Raw genomic sequence first — 20,518 nt, forward strand, 5'->3', positions numbered from 1 at the left:
CCGCAACGCCGTGATTAGTGGAATATTAAAAAAACTTCGAGCTGCGTTTGCTAAAGACAAGACATACCGTGATACTTTTTCCCAGAAGCCCTGGTTACAACTTATTTTAGTAACAAGCCTGGGAGTGACAGCTTTGGTATGGGGAGTTAGGGAACTGAAATGGTTACAGCCTTGGGAATTAAAAGCTTATGACCAAATGTTGCGATCGCGTCCTGTGGAACCACCCGATCATCGCATATTATTAGTAGAAATTACTCAAGAGGATCTAGCACAAGAGCAATGGCCTTTATCAGATGCCAAAATCAATCAGATGTTGCTCAAACTAGAATCCTACCACCCCAGTATTATTGGTATCCATTTTAACCGTGCCAATCAGGAAAATTTAGCAGTCAATCTCAAAAATCCCGAAAATATTATTAGCACTTGCCTATTTAGTAGCATAAACAGGCAAGAAATCCCCCCACCATCTAATTTTCCTGAAGATAATTTCGGCTTTAAGGATTTAATTCCTGATTACGAATCAGACCAAATTATCCGCCGCAGTTTATTATTTGCCCACTCTGAAGATAACAAATGTACAACTTCTTTCTCATTTGCTGCTAGATTGGCAGTTAATTATCTAGAAAAATTGGGTTTTTACATTGACTTTCCTGACCAATATAATTTTTCTATAGGTGAAACTTTATTTTCCACCCTCAAAGCCAATTCCGGTAGTTATAAAAAACTGGATGCAGCAGGTTATCAAATACTATTAAATTACCGCCACACTGAACGCATCGCTGAGAAAGTCACTCTTACACAAGTTCTTAATAATCAACTCGAACCGGATTTAGTCAAAGATAAAATAGTAATTATTGGCACAACTGCACCCAGTGTTAACCCTGGCTTAAATACACCTTACAATGCTGCACCTGACCAACCATCTAGAACCCCTGCTGTCTTAATTCATGCACAGATAATTAGTCAGATTCTCAGTACAGTGTTGGATGGAAGACCCCTAATTTGGTACTGGTCTGAAGGGTTGGAAATCCTTTGGCTGTGTGGCTGGTCAACCATAGGTAGTATTGTGGGGTGGCGAATGCGACATCCTTTGTTGTTGCTAGTCGTGGGAGGTGCAAGTTTAGCTGGCTTGGTAGTAATCTGCATAGTGGTATTTTTCCAAGCTGGTTGGATACCGCTTATCCCTCCAGCCATAGGTTTTCTTCTCAGTGGTGTGAGTACGATGATTTATACCACCTACCAAAATCAGCAGCAAACAAAGGTAATACTGTTAAAAATTGAACAACAAAATTCAGCAATTGAACAGTTAAATATTCTTTTAAAAGATACTCAAACTACAGCAATTCGTGACTTACATATTCACGCTACATCCACACCTATCATCCCAGAAAAAAGAACTGGTGATTTACTTTTGGCTGGACGTTACCAAATATCAAAAATTTTAGGGGCTGGGGGATTTGGTCGGACTTATTTAGCAAAAGATACTCAGCGTCCGGGTAATCCTATTTGTGTAGTTAAACAATTAATGCCGGCACGTCGGGATACTAAATTTATGGAAGTAGCCAGAAGGCTATTTAATACTGAAGCGGACATTTTAGAAGTGTTGGGAAAACATCAGCAAATTCCCGAACTGCTAGCTTACTTTGAAGAGGAGCAAGAATTTTATTTAATCCAAGAATACATTCCTGGACATACTCTAAATGAGGAATTACCACCTGTGCAGGTTGTACAGAATGAAGCTTTTGTGATTGATATGCTCAAGGGAGTTCTAGAAGTATTAGTATTTATGCATGAGCGTCGGATAATTCATCGGGATATTAAACCAACTAATATTATTAGATGCTCTGAAGATAATCGCCTGGTATTAATTGACTTTGGTGCAGTCAAGTTGATGCAACCCCCAAATAGCGAGCAAACAGAGTTAGCAACTGTCGCCATTGGGACAAGGGGTTATGCGCCACCAGAGCAATTTGCCGGTCATCCCCGCTTGTCTAGTGATATTTACGCGTTGGGAATGATAGGTATTCAAGCGATTACTGGAATATTACCCCAAGAACTCAAACCAGATTTAGATACTGGTAATATCCTGTGGAGAGAAACAGCCGAAATTAGCGACGAATTAGCAGCAATTTTAGATAAAATGGTACGCTATCATTTTAGCGATCGCTATCAAAACGCAACCGATGTAATGCAAGATTTAAATCACCTGACTAATTCTACATCTGCAAACTCTTATTGAGTTGATTCAATCCTCAAATCCTAGAGGAACTTACACTATTTAAAACCTCAAATCCTAAATTTCTATGACTGATGGTAAAGAAACTGCAATTGCAGGTATATATGAAGTATGTATTGGCGTTCCAGACCCAATTTTTGCCATTCAATATTGGGAGCAATTTGGCTATCGCATTGGTCAAGTGGGGGAATTACCCGCAGATGCAGCCTATCCATTATATGGGGTGAATTCTTCTTTGCGTTCGATTCGCCTTTACCACCAAAATGCCGATCATGGTTTAATTAGGTTGATGGTTTGGCAAAAGCCCACGAATCAGGGATTAGGGTTAGCTTCGATGAAAGTGAAGGGAAATCGCTGGGCGACAACTTTAACTGCTGATATTCTCACCATTTTAAATCATGCCGAGGATGCAAAAGCCGGACGTTGGGCAATTAAATATACCAATCCTCACTGGGAAGTTATCTATAACAAAGAGCGAAAAAGCCGACCTTTTACAGATCCTGCGGTGGGAGTGCGAGAAATGTTATTACTCCAACCCTTAACGCGACAAGTTCTATTTCAAAGGTTTGGCTATACACTACCAGATTACGGACAAATTAACTATAGTGCGGCTTTCCAAACTAGCCAGTTTACCCATATGGGCATGATTGTACAGGATGATAGTAAGCAAATCCTGAAATTTTATGAAGAAGTTTTAGGTTTATTGCGTGTCCGTGATGATGTGGAAACGAGCTATGAATCTTCAGGAGCAGGGCGAGAAATGTTTGACCTCAAACCTGGTGAAAAGTTTATTGTCACAGCCTTTGATGACCCTCGTTCCTCCAAATCTGACTTAATGGCGGCGCGGAGCGGGAGACTTTACATCATTCGATTTCCAGATGCAATTAATTTAGAATCCCGCTTTGACGCATCACAACCGGGCTGCTTAGGAATTTCACTTTATACATACCGGATACAGGGAATAGAAGAATATTGCGATCGCATTAAAGCCAGTTCAGTGCTAAAATTTACCAACATCATCGAAAATGAGTTTAGAGAGAAAAGTTTTTCCTTTGTTGCACCGGATGGCTACTTTTGGAACTTAGTAGAAGGTTGAGAATAAGTCGGTAGGCGCGGGTGGAAGCGGCTTCAAGCAGTGAGCCTGTAGTCCCTCGAAATTCTGAATAAACTCGCCCGTTCAGGTGCTGGGTGCTGGAGGAAAGATTGTGACTTCTCTCTCAACCCGGAAAGCAGGTCGAAATTAGGGAATATGTAGCATTAACCGACCCAAAAATTTTGCTGTGCGAATGAGAAATTGGACTGCGACGATTGTAGTAACTTCTTCTTGGCTGATATCTGGGTTCATAGCTTCTCAACCCTTAACTTCTTTAGCAGATAATGGCGTAACCTCTTCTGAGTCAATTTCTCAGTCAAGGAACACTCAACCGATTACCCTGAATACAACTGAGTTTGGAGTGCTCAAAGTTAATTCCAAAGGTCAAAGTTACTTTACTCCTACCCGGAGAATATTACTGTCTCAGGGTGGTAAATACGGATGGCGGATTCAACTGAAAAATTACAAAGGTAAGGTAACATGGCGAGAAATTATGCGATTACCAAAACCTCCAGAAACTTGGGCTACAGATGATGGTGGAAGCTTGTCTTTATCATCTGATGGGCGGGAAGCTGTAACAACCCGTACAGTATTCACCAATGATGGCAAAATTGAGAATTTCTGGACGATGGTTCCTGGCGATCCTGGTGGTAAGCATCAAATACAGGTTTACGTTGATAACCGTCTCATTGGTTCCTTCGATTTTGAAGTGATTTCTTTGAGAAATTAAACTTTTGCGCCCCTGAGCGTTTGAAACCATTGCAAACTATTCTAGAAATAGAGATTTCATCAAAGAAACTCATGGATGCCAAAGAATTAATCCGACTTTATAACTCAGGACAGAGGTATTTTCCCGCCGCAAACCTCGTTCGAGTGAAGCTGATAGCAGCCTACTTACCTGGAATCAACTTGTGGGGAGCAGATTTGAGAAGAGCTAACCTAGCTAAAGCCAAACTCTGGGGAGCAGACTTAAGTCACGCTAATTTAGCCAATGCGAACTTAACTAGAGCTAACTTGTCTGGCGTTAAACTGAACCAGGCCAATCTCCGAGGAGCGAAACTCAATTTAGCCAAATTTTACGGTGCTGACTTTACTGGGGCTTACTATGATGACAGCACGAGGTTTTCGCGAGGTTTCGACCCAGAAAGCCGAAATATGCAGAAATTTTAACAGTTATCAGTTATCAGTTATCAGTCAAGAGAGATAATTGGGTTCACTGTTCACTGTTTACTGTTCACTGTTCTTCGGCTTCAGGAAGGGGGAAGATTTCGCCAGCCAAGTAAGCCTGAAAGTGTTTTTGGAAGTACAGCCAAGAGGTCATGTCTTCCCCATCTAAAAAAGCTTTTGGTGCTTGCTTGTACAGAGGAACGCGGGTATTAATTTCATCTTGAAGTAACTGGGGTAATTCTGTCAAACCATTTACTTTACTTCCCGAAGCACTGTAAATGAGATAACCAGAGCTATCGCCCATTTTCATCCAGGGCAACCATTGACCAATTCTATCCCAACTGAGTCTAAGTTGAGACACTGAATCTAGTTCTGAGTTAGATAAATCTACTGTTGGTACAGCTAATTTGAATAGTTCCGTGGCTTGATAAATTGGATATGGGCTGTATGCAGCAAACTTGGGGTCTTCTGCCAGTAAATTAGGATAAGTGGGAAAAATATCAAAAACGAAGGTTGTGGTATCTCCTTCAACTTGGGCGGGAAATTTGCCTTGAAACTGCCCCTGTACAGGATTATTAGCAACATGGATCACAGGTACTGTTTCACCTGTCCAGGGGTTCTCCCAGTTTCGCAGAATCTCGCCTGTTTGTGGATCTAGGTAGTAAGTCAATTCCCTAGAAGTAAAATCCCAGCTACCCTCTGCTGTGGGAATACACCTACTAACGCTGACTCCCGACATTTTAAACAGCAGTTTTCTTTTCTCACCAGGAATAAAACTGTAAATTTTACCTGTCCAGGTGAGAAATGTAGATTTCGTAGGGTTAAGGGAAGAGCGAGTTTTAACCCATTTTTGGGCATCTAATTCTTGAACTTGGGCAACCATCATATATTGTCTCCTTAGTCATTAGTCATTAGTCATTGGTTTATTAAACTGGGTCTGATAGCTGCTTATCAAGACGACTAAATAAAAATATCCACAATGGTAGAGAACTATTAATAGCAATGAGTCGGACTAAATGACCAGCTGTGACAATTTCTACATTATGATTTAATGCCAGTGATACTAAAATCATTTCTGGCGCTCCTCCTGGTGCTGTAACTAACAGACAAGTTAACCAGTCCCAAGAGGTTAATTGCATAGCCAGCATAGCAGCGATCGCACCCGCAATCAGAGTCATAGCTACAGACATAAAAGCATAACCTATAGCCCTTTTGCCAATATTAGGTTTATCTCCCCAATACTCACCAATGGTAATTCCCAACAGCAGTTGACCTAATAATTTGATCAACACCGGCGGACTAAAATCCACATCACCGAAAACAGGTAGCAAGTGTAACAAAGAATTAAAGGCTAGACCAACTACTAATGCCCCAAAAAACTCGGCTGCTGGCATTTTACATAATCCAGCTAGAGAAACTACCAATGTGGTAATTACCAGTGCTAAAGACAGTAATCCCAGTTGGGATGGCTCAAAACTCAGTAATCTAACTGTGACAGGTAAGGTTTGCTGGCTGAGAACATGATCAACTGATGTCCGAGCAATCAAGGGAATCAGTAATACTACGGTAGTGACGCGAATTGCCTGAACTAAGGCTACAAGGGTAACATTTCTATTGTAATCGGCCGCAATAGATGACATGACTCCCACACCGCCGGGAACTGTCGCCAGCATTGAGGTTAATAAATTGGTTTGACTCAAGCGTGAGTATAAGTAGCCAATGCAGCCACCACACAGCAGTAAAAATAAAGTGAGAAAAATAAATATAGGAACACCAGAAGCCAGACTGGTTAAATCGCTATTGCTACTTGATGCACCGACACTCAAGCCGACAAGTGCCATTCCCACCTTCCTCGCCCGGCGATTAGGTTTGGGATAATACTGGTAGAAAATCCGACATCCTTGTAAAACTATTGCACCAGAGCCAAGTCCGCCAAATATCCAAGCAATGCCGCCTACTTGTAACTTGACTAAGACTAAAGCCAAAGGTATGGCCAGCAGGAGTTCTAGACTGAGGATTACTAGCTTCACATATACTGGTTGGGCAACATTTGGATGTTGATGAGTGGGTAACTCTTGGGTGGGAGTAACACTGAGATTTTGATTCATCTAAAAGGGTTGTTTAAATTAATTCAATATGCACTCAAAGTAGCGTAATTACCTAAAACGCACATCGTTATACAGGCAATAAAAACTGCAAAAATTTGCTTATTTTTAACTTTTGACTTTTAACTTTTGACTTTTGACTTCCGCCCTGCGGTACTAACCCCCTGTTGCCGGTGCTTCCACCCCCTAACTGTGGCACAATAAGGAATTGTAATAAGAAAAATATTGTTAAGGTAATTTAGTGACTCCAACTGCTCAATCCACGGCAAGTGCGCGTCGCGTGGTATTCCCATTTACGGCAATTGTGGGCCAGGAAGAAATGAAACTGGCGCTGCTGTTGAACGTGATTGACCCCAAAATCGGTGGTGTAATGATTATGGGCGATCGCGGTACCGGCAAATCCACGACTATCCGGGCGCTGGCTGATTTATTGCCAGAAATCCCTGTTGTTGCCAATGACCCCTTCAACAGTGACCCCAACGACCCCGATGTGATGAGTGATGAAGTTCGCCAAATGGTAGAACAAGGGGCAGAAATTCCCATAGCTCACAAAAAAGTTCAAATGGTAGACTTGCCATTGGGGGCTACAGAAGACCGCGTTTGTGGCACTATCGACATTGAGAAGGCTTTATCTGAAGGTGTGAAAGCTTTTGAGCCGGGATTGCTGGCTAAGGCTAACCGAGGCATTCTTTATGTAGATGAAGTCAATTTGCTCGACGACCACCTAGTAGACGTGCTACTGGACTCCGCAGCCAGTGGCTGGAATACTGTAGAACGCGAAGGTATTTCTATTCGTCACCCAGCCCGTTTTGTGCTTGTAGGTTCTGGGAACCCAGAAGAAGGTGAATTACGTCCCCAATTGCTAGACCGTTTTGGGATGCACGCAGAAATCCACACTGTCAAAGAACCAGCTTTGCGGGTGCAAATTGTGGAACAAAGGGCGGAATTTGATCAAAATCCTCCGGAATTTCTGGAAAAATGCCAAGGGGAACAAGAAGCATTACAACAAAAAATTGTCAATGCTCAAAATTTGTTACCAAAAGTAACACTTGACTACGACCAACGAGTCAAGATTTCGGAAATTTGCTCAGAACTAGATGTAGATGGTTTGCGTGGTGATATTGTCAGCAACCGCGCCGCTAAAGCATTAACTGCATTTGAAGGTCGTAGCGAAGTCACCGTTGATGATATCAAACGCGTGATTACTTTATGTCTGCGTCACAGACTGCGGAAAGACCCCTTAGAGTCTATTGATACTGGCTATAAGGTACAAAAAGCTTTTGCGCGGGTTTTTGGTTTGGAACCACCAGAAGATGATGCTACACAAAAAAATGGCGTAGGTCAAAAAATAGGGGCTAGAGGTTAAAAATTTTTAGGGTTGAGTTGTGAAAAGTTATTTCATGACTCAGCACTTTTTTATTGTACAAACGCGATTCATTCCGTCTCCACTCAGATTAATTATGAGATTGTGGAACTCTTGCTTAAACAGCTTGATTTTAGCTAGCCAATACAACCCACCTGGGTTGGTAGAGTTATTGATGCTCATGCTAGCGATCGCCATGTTAATCATAGCTACCATTTTACCAGCAGATATGCCTTATTTAGTCTTGGGTTTGAGCCTGGTAGTGGGAGCATCGATTTCTATCTTAGTCCGGGAAGCGATCGCTCCCTCACCCCAAAGACGAGTTACCCAATTCACCGCCTTATTATTGCTTTTCATTAGTATCTACGGCTTTGCTGATTTGCTGTAATAGAACCTCACCCCAGAAGAAGCAGGGGAGCAGGGAGCAGGGAGCAAGGGGGGAGTAAGAAATTACTTTAAACTTCCGGTTACTTAACAACCATTCCTCTTCTCCCCTGCTCCCTGCTTCTTCATTCCCACCCTTGCATTTCTACCAGTTCCATACATAATTCATTAATTTGCTCCAAATCAGGTCGCGCAGGTAAACTTGATTTATCGTAAACAATTTCCATTTGGCTAACTAAATCCTCTGCCATTTTCATCACTTGTTCATAGGAATAATCGCCTCTTAAAATAGCTTTCAAATCTTCCACATCACCAGCAATTCTTCTATCTACAATTATTTCTCCTCGTTGTAATATTTCTAATCCACTGCGTAATAATCTAATGCAGTGCATTCCATGCTTCAGGTCAAAACCAGACTTTCTTTCCATTTCCGCCCTAGCAGGATTTCTGTTTTCCTGCCAAGCTATATAAGCTTTCCATTCTCTTAAAGCTATTTGATAATTTTGGCTTTTTTGCAATAAGCGAATAAAATCTTTACGGCTATTGGTTAACTTTTGGGTATATTCTAAAGTTTCATCAGGTAAAGTGTATTGTTTCAATACTCCTTTAAAATCAATATCTGCCGTCAGCAACTTATATAATTCCTCAGCTTCTTCTAAAAATTCAATTCTGCCTCTAATTAAATGATAAAGATACTCTAGAAAAGCGTTTAATTCATCTTTAATAAGTGGCGCTTCATCTTCTATGCCAAAATCAGATGGGAGTGGTTTCTTTTGTGGTGGATTTAACAACCATTTGCGATGGGTTTCCATCTTCTTGATTTGAGCAAAAGCATAACCAGAATAAGTATGTTTAACTTTTTTTGTGAGAAATATTCTTTTGTGCTTAATTAACTGTTGTCCAACTGATGTTAAAACAGGATAATTCTGCAACCACAGCAATTCTAAAATATTGGGATTCGCCCCTGCTAATAACTGAATTATCTTTTTTAACTCATAAATAACTGTGTCTTCATTGTTATCAATAAAGGGAAATATCCCTGGTTCATCCCAACCAGTATCTTTTTGTTCTATGTGGTCAAATCCCAAGTAATATCTCTTGGGTGCAATAAATACTCCCCGAAAATCAAAGTCTGACTCAGGACGATTTAACCCATAGCCGTGGCTACCAGATAAACCAATCAATATTGTTCTTTGTTCAACTTCTATTCTTTGCATATTTATTGGTTAAAATATAGCCATTTTATCTAACTCAACGTGAACCGCCAATTAAGGGTATTCACTGTTTAAAAAAAGTAATAGATAAAAAAATTACGTTATCTTTACATTTCCGCAGTCATGCTTCATGGGAAAAATTTCGTATTTGTACAATTGACGTAATAATTAACAAGATTGAGGAGTTTAATTCTGTGAGCTAATGTCACTCTTAAATTTCACTCCCAAATCTTTTGAACTGGATATGAATCAAATGCCACATCTATACTTAATAAAGGTATCTTTTCAACTATTGCCTGAGCAATCAAAATTCTATCAAATGGGTCGCGGTGATGGTTAGGTAAATCTTCCAGAGCATAGATGTGAGATAACTCAATGGGTAATATTTGCAGGTTATTCACTTGCATTTGAGTTTTTATTAAATTCGGAAGCGGTGAATTTAAACGTAGCTTACCAGATTGACATTTATAGGACTTACGCAAGTCCTATATTTGAGGCGATCGCATAGCATAATTAATATATTTTAGTTGACTTAAATTCAGGTTATCTGGTAAGATAATAGATTGTCTGTCTCATTCCTGCTCGGATCAGGTAGACATATCACAAAAGCTAGCAACAGCGATCGCTCAAAACCAGAGAAATCGCCTTTAAAGCCAGCTACCTGTACGGCAAACTCAAGGACCATTCCATGACCTACGCAATTATTGAAACTGGCGGTAAGCAACTAAAAGTTGAGCCAGGTCGCTTTTACGATATTGAACTGCTCCATATCGAAGCGGATGAAAAAGTTACAATAGATTCAGTATTACTAGTACAGCATAACGGCGAAGTCACCATTGGACAGCCGTTAGTAGTAGGGGCGACTGTAGAAGGGACAGTAGTGCGGAACTTTAGAGGCCGTAAAGTCCTGGTATATAAAATGAAGCCTAAAAAGAAAACCCGCAAAAAACGGGGACATCGCCAGGAAATCACGAGACTGATGATTGATTCCATTAACTTTAATGGTGAAGTCTTTGGTCCCGAAAACGGTGTAGCTGTTGAACTTCCCGTTCTCGAAGAATCCCCTGCTGAAGCTGTTGCTGAATAATAATTAGAAAAAACACAAGAGGTAATTATGGCTCATAAGAAAGGTACTGGTAGTACTCGTAACGGTCGCGACTCTAATGCTCAACGCCTGGGCGTAAAGCGCTATGGTGGTCAAACTGTGCTTGCGGGAAATATTCTCGTGCGTCAGCGTGGTACCAAAGTTCACCCCGGAAATAACGTCGGTATTGGCAGCGATGACACTCTATTTGCTTTGATTGAAGGTGTAGTAACCTTTGAGAGAAAAGGTAAATCCCGCAAAAAAGTTAGCGTTTATCCAGTCGCTGCGCCAGTTGAAGCAGCAGCTGTTTAGATTTGGTTGGGTGGGTACTCCCCACCCTCATAGTTGCTGGGAAAATCCCAAATGCAGGACTTTACCCAAGGCTAAACCTGCTAATGAAAATATCAATGTAATTAAAAAAGCTTGTCCTTGCTTATACCCAGCAGTTTGAAAGTCAATTCTGGCTAATATACCAGCAGAAATAATCAGCAAGGTATCCAGAAATATTCGGAACCAAGCCAGCATTAAAAAAAATAAAAATGCGCCAAAAGTGGCAACAGCAAAAGACCTGATATTTGATTGCAGGAATAGATTAGAGTATTTTGATATTGCCGACCAAGGAATAGTCAAGCTAGCCACTAAAAGTGAAACAGCAAGTATAAAAGTTATCCACACATACAAAGGGGCTTGTGTTTCAGATAATGCCCAACCCAATGTACCGTAGCTAAACAGTACCAGCACTAAGGAAATCCAGGGAAGTGTTTTCACAATTGTCATGGGTCAGTGTAACCACTAGCGGCTCAATCTGTAATTTAACAAGTATATGGTGCAACCAAAACCCTGGTTTTACTTGAATTGTTATAGCAACCGCCAGGGTTGTTATGACATGACAAAATTCCCAAACCAATTCACCCTAGGGGCGGGTTTACTAATATCCTGGTTGATATTGAATGATATCTATGATAGCTTGCGTGGCGTAGCCATACCCGCCCCTACTTTTGACTTTTGACTTTTGACTTTTGCTATATCTCCCCTAAAATATATTTTTGTATAGTGAAAACCTGTAGGCTGACAGGTGAGATCACAAAGGCTAACTAGAAAAAAGCTTTAGTGAGAATATTTTGGCTGCAATGGCTTAGACTATAGGTTTATCATCCTATTTTTTATAGATGAAATCAATAGGCTGTTATGCTCTTGCCAAGAAAACTCAACCACTTGCACCAGAATAATGGCATAAACTAGTTAAATATTTGCGTAAACATTTGTAAACTATTAACAGCCGAGTTGCCACACGTCACATCTTGTTAAGGACTTATCATGAAACAACTTGTAATCGCGGAGCGCGTATGCCTGATTGGTCATATCGTGTCAATGGTGTTTGGATTAGTAGGCATACTACTAGTTGTACCTAATGCCGAAGTAATTTTCCATGTATCTGAATTTGGACAAACCGCCATACAGTGGAGTATGTCCGGTGGTGGTGTGGTCTATATGATCTTGGGAACAGCAGCTGTATTTTTATATGGTTTGCGAACCTTGGGTTTGGGTAGAATTTTGGCATTTATGCTACCCGCAATATTCATTTCTTTGGGTAGTGAACTACTAGGAACCAGTACAGGATTTCCTTTCGGTCACTACAGCTATCTCAGTGGCTTGGGCTATAAAATCGCTGGTTTAGTGCCGTTCACAATTCCCCTGTCATGGTTTTATGTGGGATGCTCTTCTTACCTGCTGGCGCGTGCTGGTTTAGAAGTGGATACAAAACCTAGCTGGTGGCGACATATCTGTGCTATCGGTTTGGGTTCTTTGTGCTTGACTTCTTGGGATTTTGTGCTAGACCCAGCCATGAGTCAAACTTCTCTCCCCTTCTGGTATTGGCAACAACCGGGGCCGTTCTTTGGAATGCCTTATCAAAACTTTGCGGGCTGGTTGGGTACTGGTGCTGTATTTATGACTGTGGCGGCTTTGCTATGGAACAGTAACCCGATCAAATTTGAGCGATCGCAACTCAATGTACCCTTAGTAGTATATTTAGCTAACTTTGGTTTTGCTACAGTCATGAGTTTAGCTGCTGGGTTCACCATTCCTGTAGGATTAGGCTTTGTACTAGGTGTAGCTCCTTCTTTAGCACTGTGGTTAAAAGGTTCAGCCGTATCTGCCCAAATTGATACAGAATCAACAACCAACGAAGTTTCAGTGGCAAATATTAAAGTTGCTTTGAAATAAAAATATGGGACAGGAAGACAACCAATACCGCAACAGCAAAGGCGGTGAGGATATGACAAAATCCCAAAAACAAAGTCACAGCAAGCATTTTATTTTTGACTTTTGCCATATGTCCCCTAACCCATTCTTTGTGTAATCACCATACCTATTGCAAAATACTTTTACTGTGGAAAACGCTTTAACAGTAGAAAGCGTCATAACTTTTCTATTGCTACTTATCCAAATACCAGCAACAGCCATTCTCCTTTCCCGTCTGGTAAAGGGGCCAAGAAGACTTCCGCCCCTCCAACCCCAACAGCCAACACCTGAGCTTCTGGGTACTGTCAGCGTTGTGGTTCCGACGTTAAACGAGGCACTTCGCATTAGTCCTCTGTTATCTGGCTTAAGTCGGCAAAGTTACGAAGTTCGAGAAATTATTGTCGTAGATAGTAATTCCCAGGATGGTACGCCGGATTTAGTCAAAACTGCACAGCAGCAAGACCCCCGTTTTCGCTTAATGACTGATGACCCCTTACCTGCTAATTGGGTGGGTCGTCCTTGGGCGTTACATAACGGCTTTTTGCATAGTTCTGAAGCCAGTCAGTGGTTTCTGGGGATGGATGCTGATACCCAACCAGACCCAGGTCTAGTTGCTAGTTTAGTGAAGACCGCAGAAGCCCAAGAATATGATTTAGTTTCCCTTTCGCCGCAGTTTATCCTTCAGTATCCCGGTGAATGCTTGCTGCAACCGGCATTATTAATGACTCTGCTGTATAGGTTCGACCCGGCGGGAATTACCACCGAACAACCAGAACGGGTAATGGCCAATGGGCAGTGCTTTTTGTGTCGCCGTTCTGTTTTAGCCGCAGTAGGTGGTTATACCAGTGCTAGAAGTTCTTTTTGTGATGATGTCACATTAGCGCGACATATTGCGGCTCAAGGCTTTAAGGTGGGCTTTTTGGATGGCGCAAAGGTGCTGAAGGTGCGGATGTATGAGGGCGCGGTAGAGACTTGGAAGGAATGGGGGCGCAGTCTGGATTTGAAAGACGCATCTCCATCTGCTCAAGTTTGGGGGGATTTATGGTTACTTTCAGCAGTTCAGGGTTTACCTTTGTTGGTTGTCCTCAGTTGCTGGTTAATTTCTTTGAATCCTCTGTTATTAGGCTTAAATGTATTTCTGTTGGTGATTCGTTTTGCTATGCTATTGGCGATCGCACCTTCATACGACCGCAAAAATGCTCAAGGCGGCTGGTTATTTTGGCTTTCTCCTTTAGCTGATCCCATCGCTGTACTGCGAATCTTTCTATCAGCGTTGCATACCCCAAAGGAGTGGCGAGGAAGAAAGTATAACTGATTCACCCCACCCCCAGCCCCTCCTGTGCAAGCGAGGAGGGGGGTAAGAGCAAGTCCTAAGTTGACAATTTCATAGACAAAACTATACTTATATTGACAAAAATCAATATATATTTTAGGAAAAAATCAACTACTTGATATATAATACGGTGATATCAAGTATTGAATTGAGACTATTGCCGACGCGAAAACCAAGCAATGATGGTGGTAGTCTTTTTCAGAAACTTAATTGGAACACAATCGCGTCTGGCTAAGGCGTGAAAGTCTACTGAGGGATAACTGCTCCCATGCTCCCGTTGAAGTAGAAAGTAAAGTCTAGTTTTGTCTAGGTTTTATATAGCAGGTATATTTAGGGGTGTTACTGATCATATTTCGTCTTCGGTTTCTAGGCGATCGCCTCCGGCACTGCGCGAACCGCAATCGCCTCGTTCCAGTTCCCAGAGAATTTGATTTCCTTCGCGTCTTACCCGTGACACTATCCAGTTCCGCCAGCGCCACTCGTCTCCCCGACTAGTTACAGCACTGGCGTGGACATCCATCAAGTCTGCTAGTTCAGAACTGGTGATTAAGTAGCCTTTTTCCGAAATTTCCTCAGCTATACGCAGAGTCTCCAGCAAGTTTTTGAGTTGCTTTACCCTGGTTGTAGACAGTTTTTCTTCATTTGCGGCCGCAGCTTGTGCGCTGGATGGTTCCATAGCGTTTATATCTGAGATCAAAGTACTGTTATCTTGTGTACTTTTGTGAAGTATTGTAGATTTAGATTCATAATCGGCTACTTTTTCTACATTTGCTTCACCTAAAGAATGTAAAGATTTGTAGGACTCAGTAGCGGATAATTCTTGTAGAGATGGGATTTGACCGCTAGCAAAGGAGCGAGCAATCACATCACAGCGCTCGTTACCTATGTTACCAGAATGTCCCCGGACGTGTTGCCAATTTACTTGGCGAGTATTGAGTTGATCGAGAAGTTCTAAAAGTTCTTGGTTCTGGACAGGTTTACCGTCTGCTTTTTTCCAGCCTCTTTTTTTCCATCCTGGTAACCACTTAGTCACGCAGTTGATCAAGTATTCGCTATCGGTATAGAGGGTGATGGGTTCAGCTTGTCCTGATGCGTGGAAGAAATTTAAAGCTGCGATCGCCGCTTGCATTTCCATTTTATTATTAGTCGTATAGCTGGCAGCATCACCCATTTCGTGGATTTTGCCATCACTGAAATAAGCGACCACACCCCAACCCCCAGGGCCAGGGTTCCCAGTACAAGCGCCATCGGTGTAGATGCTTTGAATTTTGCGTTGGTTGGACATAGTGAAGATATCGCACTGCATTGATACGCAGGGGAAAATTAGCGGCGAAAGATGCGAAGCAATATATAGGTTAACGCAACCAAAAGAAAAATCAATAGATATCTCTGAAAAGAGTATACAAATATCCTATTACTAGGTTTTTAATAACTCTAGCAGCTTTACTCTCCCTAACAATTTACGCCAACGCGGTGTCGATGTTATTCAAATTCTAATTGATATAAACGCAACCCTTCTTTAGCACTCAAGTCAAACTTTAACCCAACTTCCATCCCAGTAGTTGTTTGTAAATCATTCACTGAAATACCATCAATTTGAATACTGTTGATAGCAACCAAATAGCAGCAAGATGTCTGTTCACTGACTAATAAAAGGTTGTTGCCAACGGATAACTTAATTTCTCCAACTTTTGCAACTCCAGCATTAGACTTCTTGAACCACTCAGTAATTTTGCCAATCTCTCTAATCTGCCCTATTGATTCCTTGCGTTTAATCACCTGATAAGTTACTAACTCAGCAAGTGCTTGGGACAAAGCATCTACAAAGTCACATAATTCTAATAATGTACTAGCCCCTAGAACTTCATCAGGGAAACCGTGTGCTGCATCATTACGATAGCTAATAAATTCATTAAGTTCTCCTTCCGCACTATTCTGATCTCCTCTAATTTCTTCTAAAAAATATTTGATGGATCTATGTTTTTCAACCCATGCCCAAGCGTTTGATATACCAGCATTTGCACATAATCTTTCTAAAGTTTCTCGGCGTAAGTTCTGTTCATGAATGAGAAAAGCATCTGGCAGTAATTCATACTTTTTCTCACCAGTAGTCCCATCAAATAAACCTTGCATAACTTTCTTGACAGTAAGGCGTTCATACCTGCTTTTGTTCAGTTCAGTCAGTAATCTTCCTACTCCTAGCTGGTGAGTAGTTCTGATTGTTTTCTCCAAATCTGAATAGCAGGGATATAATCCTGGTAAAAGTATTAACCAATCACTAATTAATTCTTCTACAAAACGCTCATAAATTGCATATAAGCGTGTTAATACAGCACATTGATCGTAAATTCTCCATTCTCTCGCTTTCGGTATATCTTGCAAAAGTTCATTGAGGACTAATTCTGTTTCTTCGCATATTTTCGTCTTAAATAAAGCACCGGAAGCAAACGAAATCTCCATCAGCCTATTATTAGTTTTAATAATGGAACGGACAGTATTAATATTAACTTTTGCTGTCATTAAAATTTCCTCAAACATCGCTCTTTAACCTGCGATGATTTGGGATAGCATTTCATCGAATAATCTAATTCTCTTTTTAATATCAGACTGAGTTCGACCTCCACCTGTAAATAGCTTTGATGTATCTTCTCTAAATAGCCTTTTTGTCTCTTCAATTACTATTATTTTTTTTTTCTACTAAAGTATCTGCATTTACCAAATGTCTACTGAATCCGACCATAACTGCATCATAATAAGCTTTATAAGCATTTTCCTTCCATGTTTCAGAACTGGGATCAAAGGGCTTAAATAAATTGTTTGAATATATTTGATGTGCTAAATCTATAGTTTGGAGGAAAATATTTTTGAGAATATCGATATCTTCATCAGAAAAATTGAGACTTTTCATCATATATAGATTCATAAATCCTTCCAGTCCTCTACGAAAATCTTCTACATGGCGTAATGCAAAAAAACGAAGAACTAATTCGGCATCTTCCATCTTCTTGTATAGATTGTTATCATTTAGTTGTTGCTCATTATCAATTGGAATTCCCCAAGCATCCGCAAAGATAGAATTATTTGCTAGTTCAAGTAAGAGTTGATTAAACTTACCATAATACAGACAGTTACGTATTTCCTGACGACTTAAAGCAACACCACCTGTATTTAGTCTTTCAAAAGCAAGTTGCTTTAGTAGTAACGCTTCTTCAGGATTTGATGCTGATTCGGTAATCAAAACTATGGATGATATGGAGCGACGATCAATACCTGCTCTAATTTTGGCAGGAAGATTAGCATAGGTTCTTCCGTTCAGTTCTGGCCAAAGTTCTAGTCCTGTCAATTCTAAACGGTTATCGTAAAAATCATGGAGAGCAGTAATTCTTTGTTGACCATCCATGACTTCATAACAGTTGAACTCTTTCTCATAAAGAACAATTGGAGGAACAGGAATATTAATCAAGAATGACTCGATTAGTCTTGATTGCATCGTTTCATCCCACCGAGTTCTTCTTTGATAAAAAGGACGCACATCCATATATCTAGGTTTTTTTAAGGCTTCAACAAAGCTTGGTAGCTTCTCCCGATTCATTTCAGTCAATATTCTTTGTTCACCAGATTCATACTTTTCATTTATCTCAGCATCAGACATTCTAATTTGTTTTTTAGAAGCTGCTTTTTCCCACATTTTTGCTTCTGTTGGTGCAAGATTCATGATCTATATCCTCTATAAAAGTGGTTATTTCTAGGTTGGGAATTAATGCTTCATAATTAGTCATATCCCATCTTGAGTTCTTGAGCTTGAGCAGCGAGTTCTTCAAGAGTCTGCATTCGTTGAGCATCAATCTGGTTTTTGTAGTCTATGACATCTTCGTAACGCACTCGCCGACGTGTCCCAACTTTGCGAAAGGGAATTGCTCCAGACTCCAATAAATCTACTAAATAAGGGCGCGAGACATTGAGAATATCAGCAGCTTCTTGAGTTGTAAGTTCCTTCTTAACGGGGATAAGTGTCACCGCATTTCCCTTGGCCATCTGGGTCAAAATATCAACAAGCAAATGAAATGCAGATGCTGGTATAGTTATTGTCTCACTCATGCCTTCATGGAACAGGACTTTGATTGTCTGCTCAATCTGATGATTTTGTATATAGGATGCCAAGGCTTGACTACTAGCTTGTGCCAAAGTCGTGTCTTCTTCTGTGGGTGCAACACATCCTACTATTTCGTGAGCATTCAGTGCCATAAATACTAGCCTGTGATTATTTTGATCTCAAAGTTATAGCGATATATATCACCTATTATAATATTTATTCAAAATAAACGAAATAGACGAGATGAACGAAAAAGCCTGACCTGATTCCAGCCCTAATCCCTTCATGATCTAAGATTATTGAGTATTGTATATCTGAGCGATCGCCTAATAAAGTAAAAATGATTGAAGTAGAACATCTCAGTAAAACCTACGGTTCCACCCCAGCGATTAATGATGTTACCTTTAGCGTCGAACCTGGGGAAATTTTAGGCTTTTTAGGGCCGAATGGGGCTGGTAAAACTACAACCATGCGGATTTTAGCGGGTTATCTCCCAGCTACAGAGGGTAAAGCCAGAATTGCTGGTTTTGATGTCAATGAAGATTCTCTCGCAGTGCGCCAACGCATTGGCTATTTACCCGAGACACCGCCGTTATATCCAGAAATGACCGTGGAAGGGTTTCTACATTTTGTAGCACGAATTAAGGGCATTTCCGCAGGCGATCGCACCGAAAAGGTAACAGCCGCCATCACACGCTGTAACTTAGAAGATAAGAGCAAAGTCATTATCCGCAAATTATCTAAAGGATATCGCCAAAGAGTCGGCATTGCTCAAGCCATTGTTCATGATCCCCCAGCGATTATTTTAGATGAACCGACAGTAGGACTTGATCCCCGACAAATTATTGAGGTACGGAATTTAATTAAAAGTCTCGCTGGTACGCACACAATTATTCTGTCTACCCACATTTTGCCAGAGGTGAGTATGACTTGTAGCCGGGTGGCAATTATTAACAAAGGTAACTTAGTAGCAACTAATACCCCAGAAAATTTAATGACACAGTTGGCAGGTGGCTCAGGATATGAATTAGAAATTGAGGGTGATAGTGGTTTAGCAAAACAAGTATTGCAAAAAGTGGCAGGTGTAAGTCTGGTAGAATCTGTTTCGAGTCATCAACCATCGAGCGACAACCGCGCCTACCTGCGGGTAATATCACAACCAGGAATAGAACCGGGAAAGGATATTGCTACAACTTTGCTAAATGCCGATTTTGGATTATATGAAATGCGACGTGTCAGCGCTACCCTAGAAGATGTATTTTTGCAATTGACTACAGAAGAAAAAAATTTAGAATCCCTTGCAGAATCAGAAACCAATGAAGGAGAAGCAGCATAAATGGGTATAGTTCTGAGTAATATTATTGCCATTTATCGCCGAGAGTTACAGAGTTATTTTATCTCACCGTTAGCTTATGCGATCGCTAGTGTATTTTGGTTCATCGGCGGATTATTCTTTGTGATGATTTTACTAGGGCCAGATGGAATTTTGCCAGCAGTCGCCCAAATAGACTTACAACAACAGCAACTAGGGATACCAGTTCCACCCATAGATGTTCCCTACGAGTTTGTCCGGGCATTTTTAGATCGCATGGGTTGGCTATTGTTATTTATTTTACCAATTCTCTCAATGGGACTTTATGCCGAAGAACGCAAGCGCGGGACTTTGGAACTTTTAGCCACCTCACCAGTCACTAACTGGGCGGTAGCTGTAGGTAAATTATTAGGGGTATTGACATTTTTTACCACCCTGATTTTACCATTGTTTGTCTTTCAGGCGATCGCCATCGGGGAATCAAATCCTCCCATGTCCCTCACCATTCCCTTACTAGGGCATTTGGGCTTAATCTTGCTAGCAGCCGCCATCTTATCATTAGGAATGTTTATTTCCTCCCTCACCGACAGCACAATTCTCTCTGCTGTCCTCACATTCGCCCTCGTTTTATTGTTATTGTTGGTTGATGTAATTGCCAAAAGTATCGGTGGTTCAGCCGGAGAAATATTGGGACATTTCTCATTATTAAAACATTACAATACCCTCATCCAAGGTATTTTTGATACTAGCGCCTTGATTCTATTTACCAGTTACATTTTTTTAGGCATCTTTCTCACAGCCCAGTCAATTGATGCACTACGCTTTCAACGTCGGTAGTTAATAGTTAATTAATAGTTAATTAATAGACTAATAACTAATGACTCATGATT

General features: G+C 40.9%; 22 protein-coding genes. 12 read left to right on the forward strand and 10 right to left on the reverse strand.

Features of this window, described 5'->3' with window-relative positions; translation table 11 throughout:
• Positions 1–10: 10 nt before the first annotated feature.
• The 4 genes from NSP_RS07275 to NSP_RS07290 all read left to right on the forward strand — a co-directional run bounded on the left by NSP_RS07275 (position 11) and on the right by NSP_RS07290 (position 4,499).
• Positions 11–2,239 carry a CHASE2 domain-containing serine/threonine-protein kinase gene (locus NSP_RS07275; RefSeq protein ID WP_006197277.1) on the forward strand — a complete coding sequence of 743 codons (2,229 nt, stop codon included), beginning with the start codon at positions 11–13 and terminating at the stop codon, positions 2,237–2,239.
• 64 nt (positions 2,240–2,303) lie between these two features.
• Positions 2,304–3,332: a VOC family protein gene (locus NSP_RS07280; RefSeq protein ID WP_006197278.1), complete on the forward strand. Its 1,029-nt coding sequence runs from the start codon at positions 2,304–2,306 to the stop codon at positions 3,330–3,332.
• A gap of 190 nt (positions 3,333–3,522) precedes the next feature.
• Positions 3,523–4,059, forward strand: coding sequence for a hypothetical protein (locus tag NSP_RS07285; protein ID WP_006197280.1), 537 nt, complete (start codon positions 3,523–3,525; stop codon positions 4,057–4,059).
• A 71-nt stretch (positions 4,060–4,130) separates the two neighbouring features.
• A complete protein-coding gene (locus NSP_RS07290; RefSeq protein WP_006197281.1) occupies positions 4,131–4,499 on the forward strand; it encodes a pentapeptide repeat-containing protein in 369 nt (122 codons plus the stop codon).
• A 64-nt stretch (positions 4,500–4,563) separates the two neighbouring features.
• Here the strand turns inward: NSP_RS07290 and NSP_RS07295 are convergent, their stop codons facing one another.
• Positions 4,564–5,379 (reverse strand): DUF1838 domain-containing protein, encoded by an 816-nt coding sequence (locus NSP_RS07295; RefSeq protein WP_017803938.1) that lies wholly within the window; start codon positions 5,377–5,379, stop codon positions 4,564–4,566.
• Positions 5,380–5,422: 43 nt separating this feature from the next.
• Complete coding sequence (locus NSP_RS07300) at positions 5,423–6,604, reverse strand: AbrB family transcriptional regulator (RefSeq protein WP_006197283.1); 1,182 nt, start codon at positions 6,602–6,604, stop codon at positions 5,423–5,425.
• A gap of 238 nt (positions 6,605–6,842) precedes the next feature.
• Between NSP_RS07300 and bchI the strand changes: the two genes are divergently transcribed.
• Positions 6,843–7,967, forward strand: a complete 1,125-nt coding sequence (gene bchI / locus NSP_RS07305; protein ID WP_006197284.1) for a magnesium chelatase ATPase subunit I — start codon at positions 6,843–6,845, stop codon at positions 7,965–7,967.
• Positions 7,968–8,061: 94 nt separating this feature from the next.
• Positions 8,062–8,352 carry a hypothetical protein gene (locus tag NSP_RS07310; protein ID WP_017803939.1) on the forward strand — a complete coding sequence of 97 codons (291 nt, stop codon included), beginning with the start codon at positions 8,062–8,064 and terminating at the stop codon, positions 8,350–8,352.
• Positions 8,353–8,473: 121 nt separating this feature from the next.
• Here the strand turns inward: NSP_RS07310 and NSP_RS07315 are convergent, their stop codons facing one another.
• From NSP_RS07315 to NSP_RS25905, 3 genes are all read right to left on the reverse strand, one after another.
• Positions 8,474–9,565, reverse strand: a complete 1,092-nt coding sequence (locus NSP_RS07315; RefSeq protein ID WP_006197286.1) for a nucleotidyltransferase domain-containing protein — start codon at positions 9,563–9,565, stop codon at positions 8,474–8,476.
• Positions 9,566–9,780: 215 nt separating this feature from the next.
• Positions 9,781–9,969 (reverse strand): type II toxin-antitoxin system VapC family toxin, encoded by a 189-nt coding sequence (locus tag NSP_RS07320; protein ID WP_017803940.1) that lies wholly within the window; start codon positions 9,967–9,969, stop codon positions 9,781–9,783.
• A gap of 131 nt (positions 9,970–10,100) precedes the next feature.
• Positions 10,101–10,247 (reverse strand): hypothetical protein, encoded by a 147-nt coding sequence (locus NSP_RS25905; RefSeq protein ID WP_158442622.1) that lies wholly within the window; start codon positions 10,245–10,247, stop codon positions 10,101–10,103.
• Between the two features lie 3 nt (positions 10,248–10,250).
• Here NSP_RS25905 and rplU point away from each other — a divergent pair, with 3 nt between their 5' ends.
• Both rplU and rpmA read left to right on the forward strand, forming a co-directional pair.
• A complete protein-coding gene (gene rplU / locus NSP_RS07325) occupies positions 10,251–10,649 on the forward strand; it encodes a 50S ribosomal protein L21 (protein ID WP_006198415.1) in 399 nt (132 codons plus the stop codon).
• Between the two features lie 27 nt (positions 10,650–10,676).
• The gene (gene rpmA, locus NSP_RS07330; RefSeq protein ID WP_006198414.1) at positions 10,677–10,958 is read left to right on the forward strand and encodes a 50S ribosomal protein L27; all 282 of its coding nucleotides are present in this window, start codon (positions 10,677–10,679) and stop codon (positions 10,956–10,958) included.
• A gap of 27 nt (positions 10,959–10,985) precedes the next feature.
• On the opposite strand, the gene NSP_RS07335 is transcribed toward rpmA, so the two are convergent.
• Positions 10,986–11,423 carry a hypothetical protein gene (locus NSP_RS07335; RefSeq protein WP_006198413.1) on the reverse strand — a complete coding sequence of 146 codons (438 nt, stop codon included), beginning with the start codon at positions 11,421–11,423 and terminating at the stop codon, positions 10,986–10,988.
• Positions 11,424–11,963: 540 nt separating this feature from the next.
• Here NSP_RS07335 and cruF point away from each other — a divergent pair.
• A complete protein-coding gene (gene cruF, locus NSP_RS07345) occupies positions 11,964–12,872 on the forward strand; it encodes a gamma-carotene 1'-hydroxylase CruF (RefSeq protein WP_173403268.1) in 909 nt (302 codons plus the stop codon).
• A 166-nt stretch (positions 12,873–13,038) separates the two neighbouring features.
• Complete coding sequence (gene cruG / locus NSP_RS07350; protein WP_006198411.1) at positions 13,039–14,205, forward strand: 2'-O-glycosyltransferase CruG; 1,167 nt, start codon at positions 13,039–13,041, stop codon at positions 14,203–14,205.
• Positions 14,206–14,569: 364 nt separating this feature from the next.
• Here the strand turns inward: cruG and rnhA are convergent, their stop codons facing one another.
• The 4 genes from rnhA to NSP_RS07370 all read right to left on the reverse strand — a co-directional run bounded on the left by rnhA (position 14,570) and on the right by NSP_RS07370 (position 18,468).
• Complete coding sequence (rnhA, locus tag NSP_RS07355; RefSeq protein ID WP_006198410.1) at positions 14,570–15,508, reverse strand: ribonuclease HI; 939 nt, start codon at positions 15,506–15,508, stop codon at positions 14,570–14,572.
• A 197-nt stretch (positions 15,509–15,705) separates the two neighbouring features.
• Complete coding sequence (locus NSP_RS07360) at positions 15,706–16,743, reverse strand: MAE_28990/MAE_18760 family HEPN-like nuclease (RefSeq protein WP_231859552.1); 1,038 nt, start codon at positions 16,741–16,743, stop codon at positions 15,706–15,708.
• 151 nt (positions 16,744–16,894) lie between these two features.
• Positions 16,895–17,938: a DUF262 domain-containing protein gene (locus NSP_RS07365; protein WP_017803942.1), complete on the reverse strand. Its 1,044-nt coding sequence runs from the start codon at positions 17,936–17,938 to the stop codon at positions 16,895–16,897.
• Between the two features lie 56 nt (positions 17,939–17,994).
• Positions 17,995–18,468 carry a helix-turn-helix domain-containing protein gene (locus NSP_RS07370; protein ID WP_006198406.1) on the reverse strand — a complete coding sequence of 158 codons (474 nt, stop codon included), beginning with the start codon at positions 18,466–18,468 and terminating at the stop codon, positions 17,995–17,997.
• 188 nt (positions 18,469–18,656) lie between these two features.
• On the opposite strand from NSP_RS07370, the gene NSP_RS07375 reads away from it, so the two are divergent.
• Positions 18,657–19,652, forward strand: a complete 996-nt coding sequence (locus tag NSP_RS07375; RefSeq protein ID WP_006198404.1) for an ABC transporter ATP-binding protein — start codon at positions 18,657–18,659, stop codon at positions 19,650–19,652.
• Positions 19,653–20,465: an ABC transporter permease gene (locus tag NSP_RS07380; RefSeq protein WP_006198403.1), complete on the forward strand. Its 813-nt coding sequence runs from the start codon at positions 19,653–19,655 to the stop codon at positions 20,463–20,465.
• Positions 20,466–20,518 lie beyond the last annotated feature (53 nt).

This window comes from Nodularia spumigena CCY9414 (genome assembly GCF_000340565.2).
Classification (GTDB): Bacteria; Cyanobacteriota; Cyanobacteriia; order Cyanobacteriales; family Nostocaceae; genus Nodularia; species Nodularia spumigena.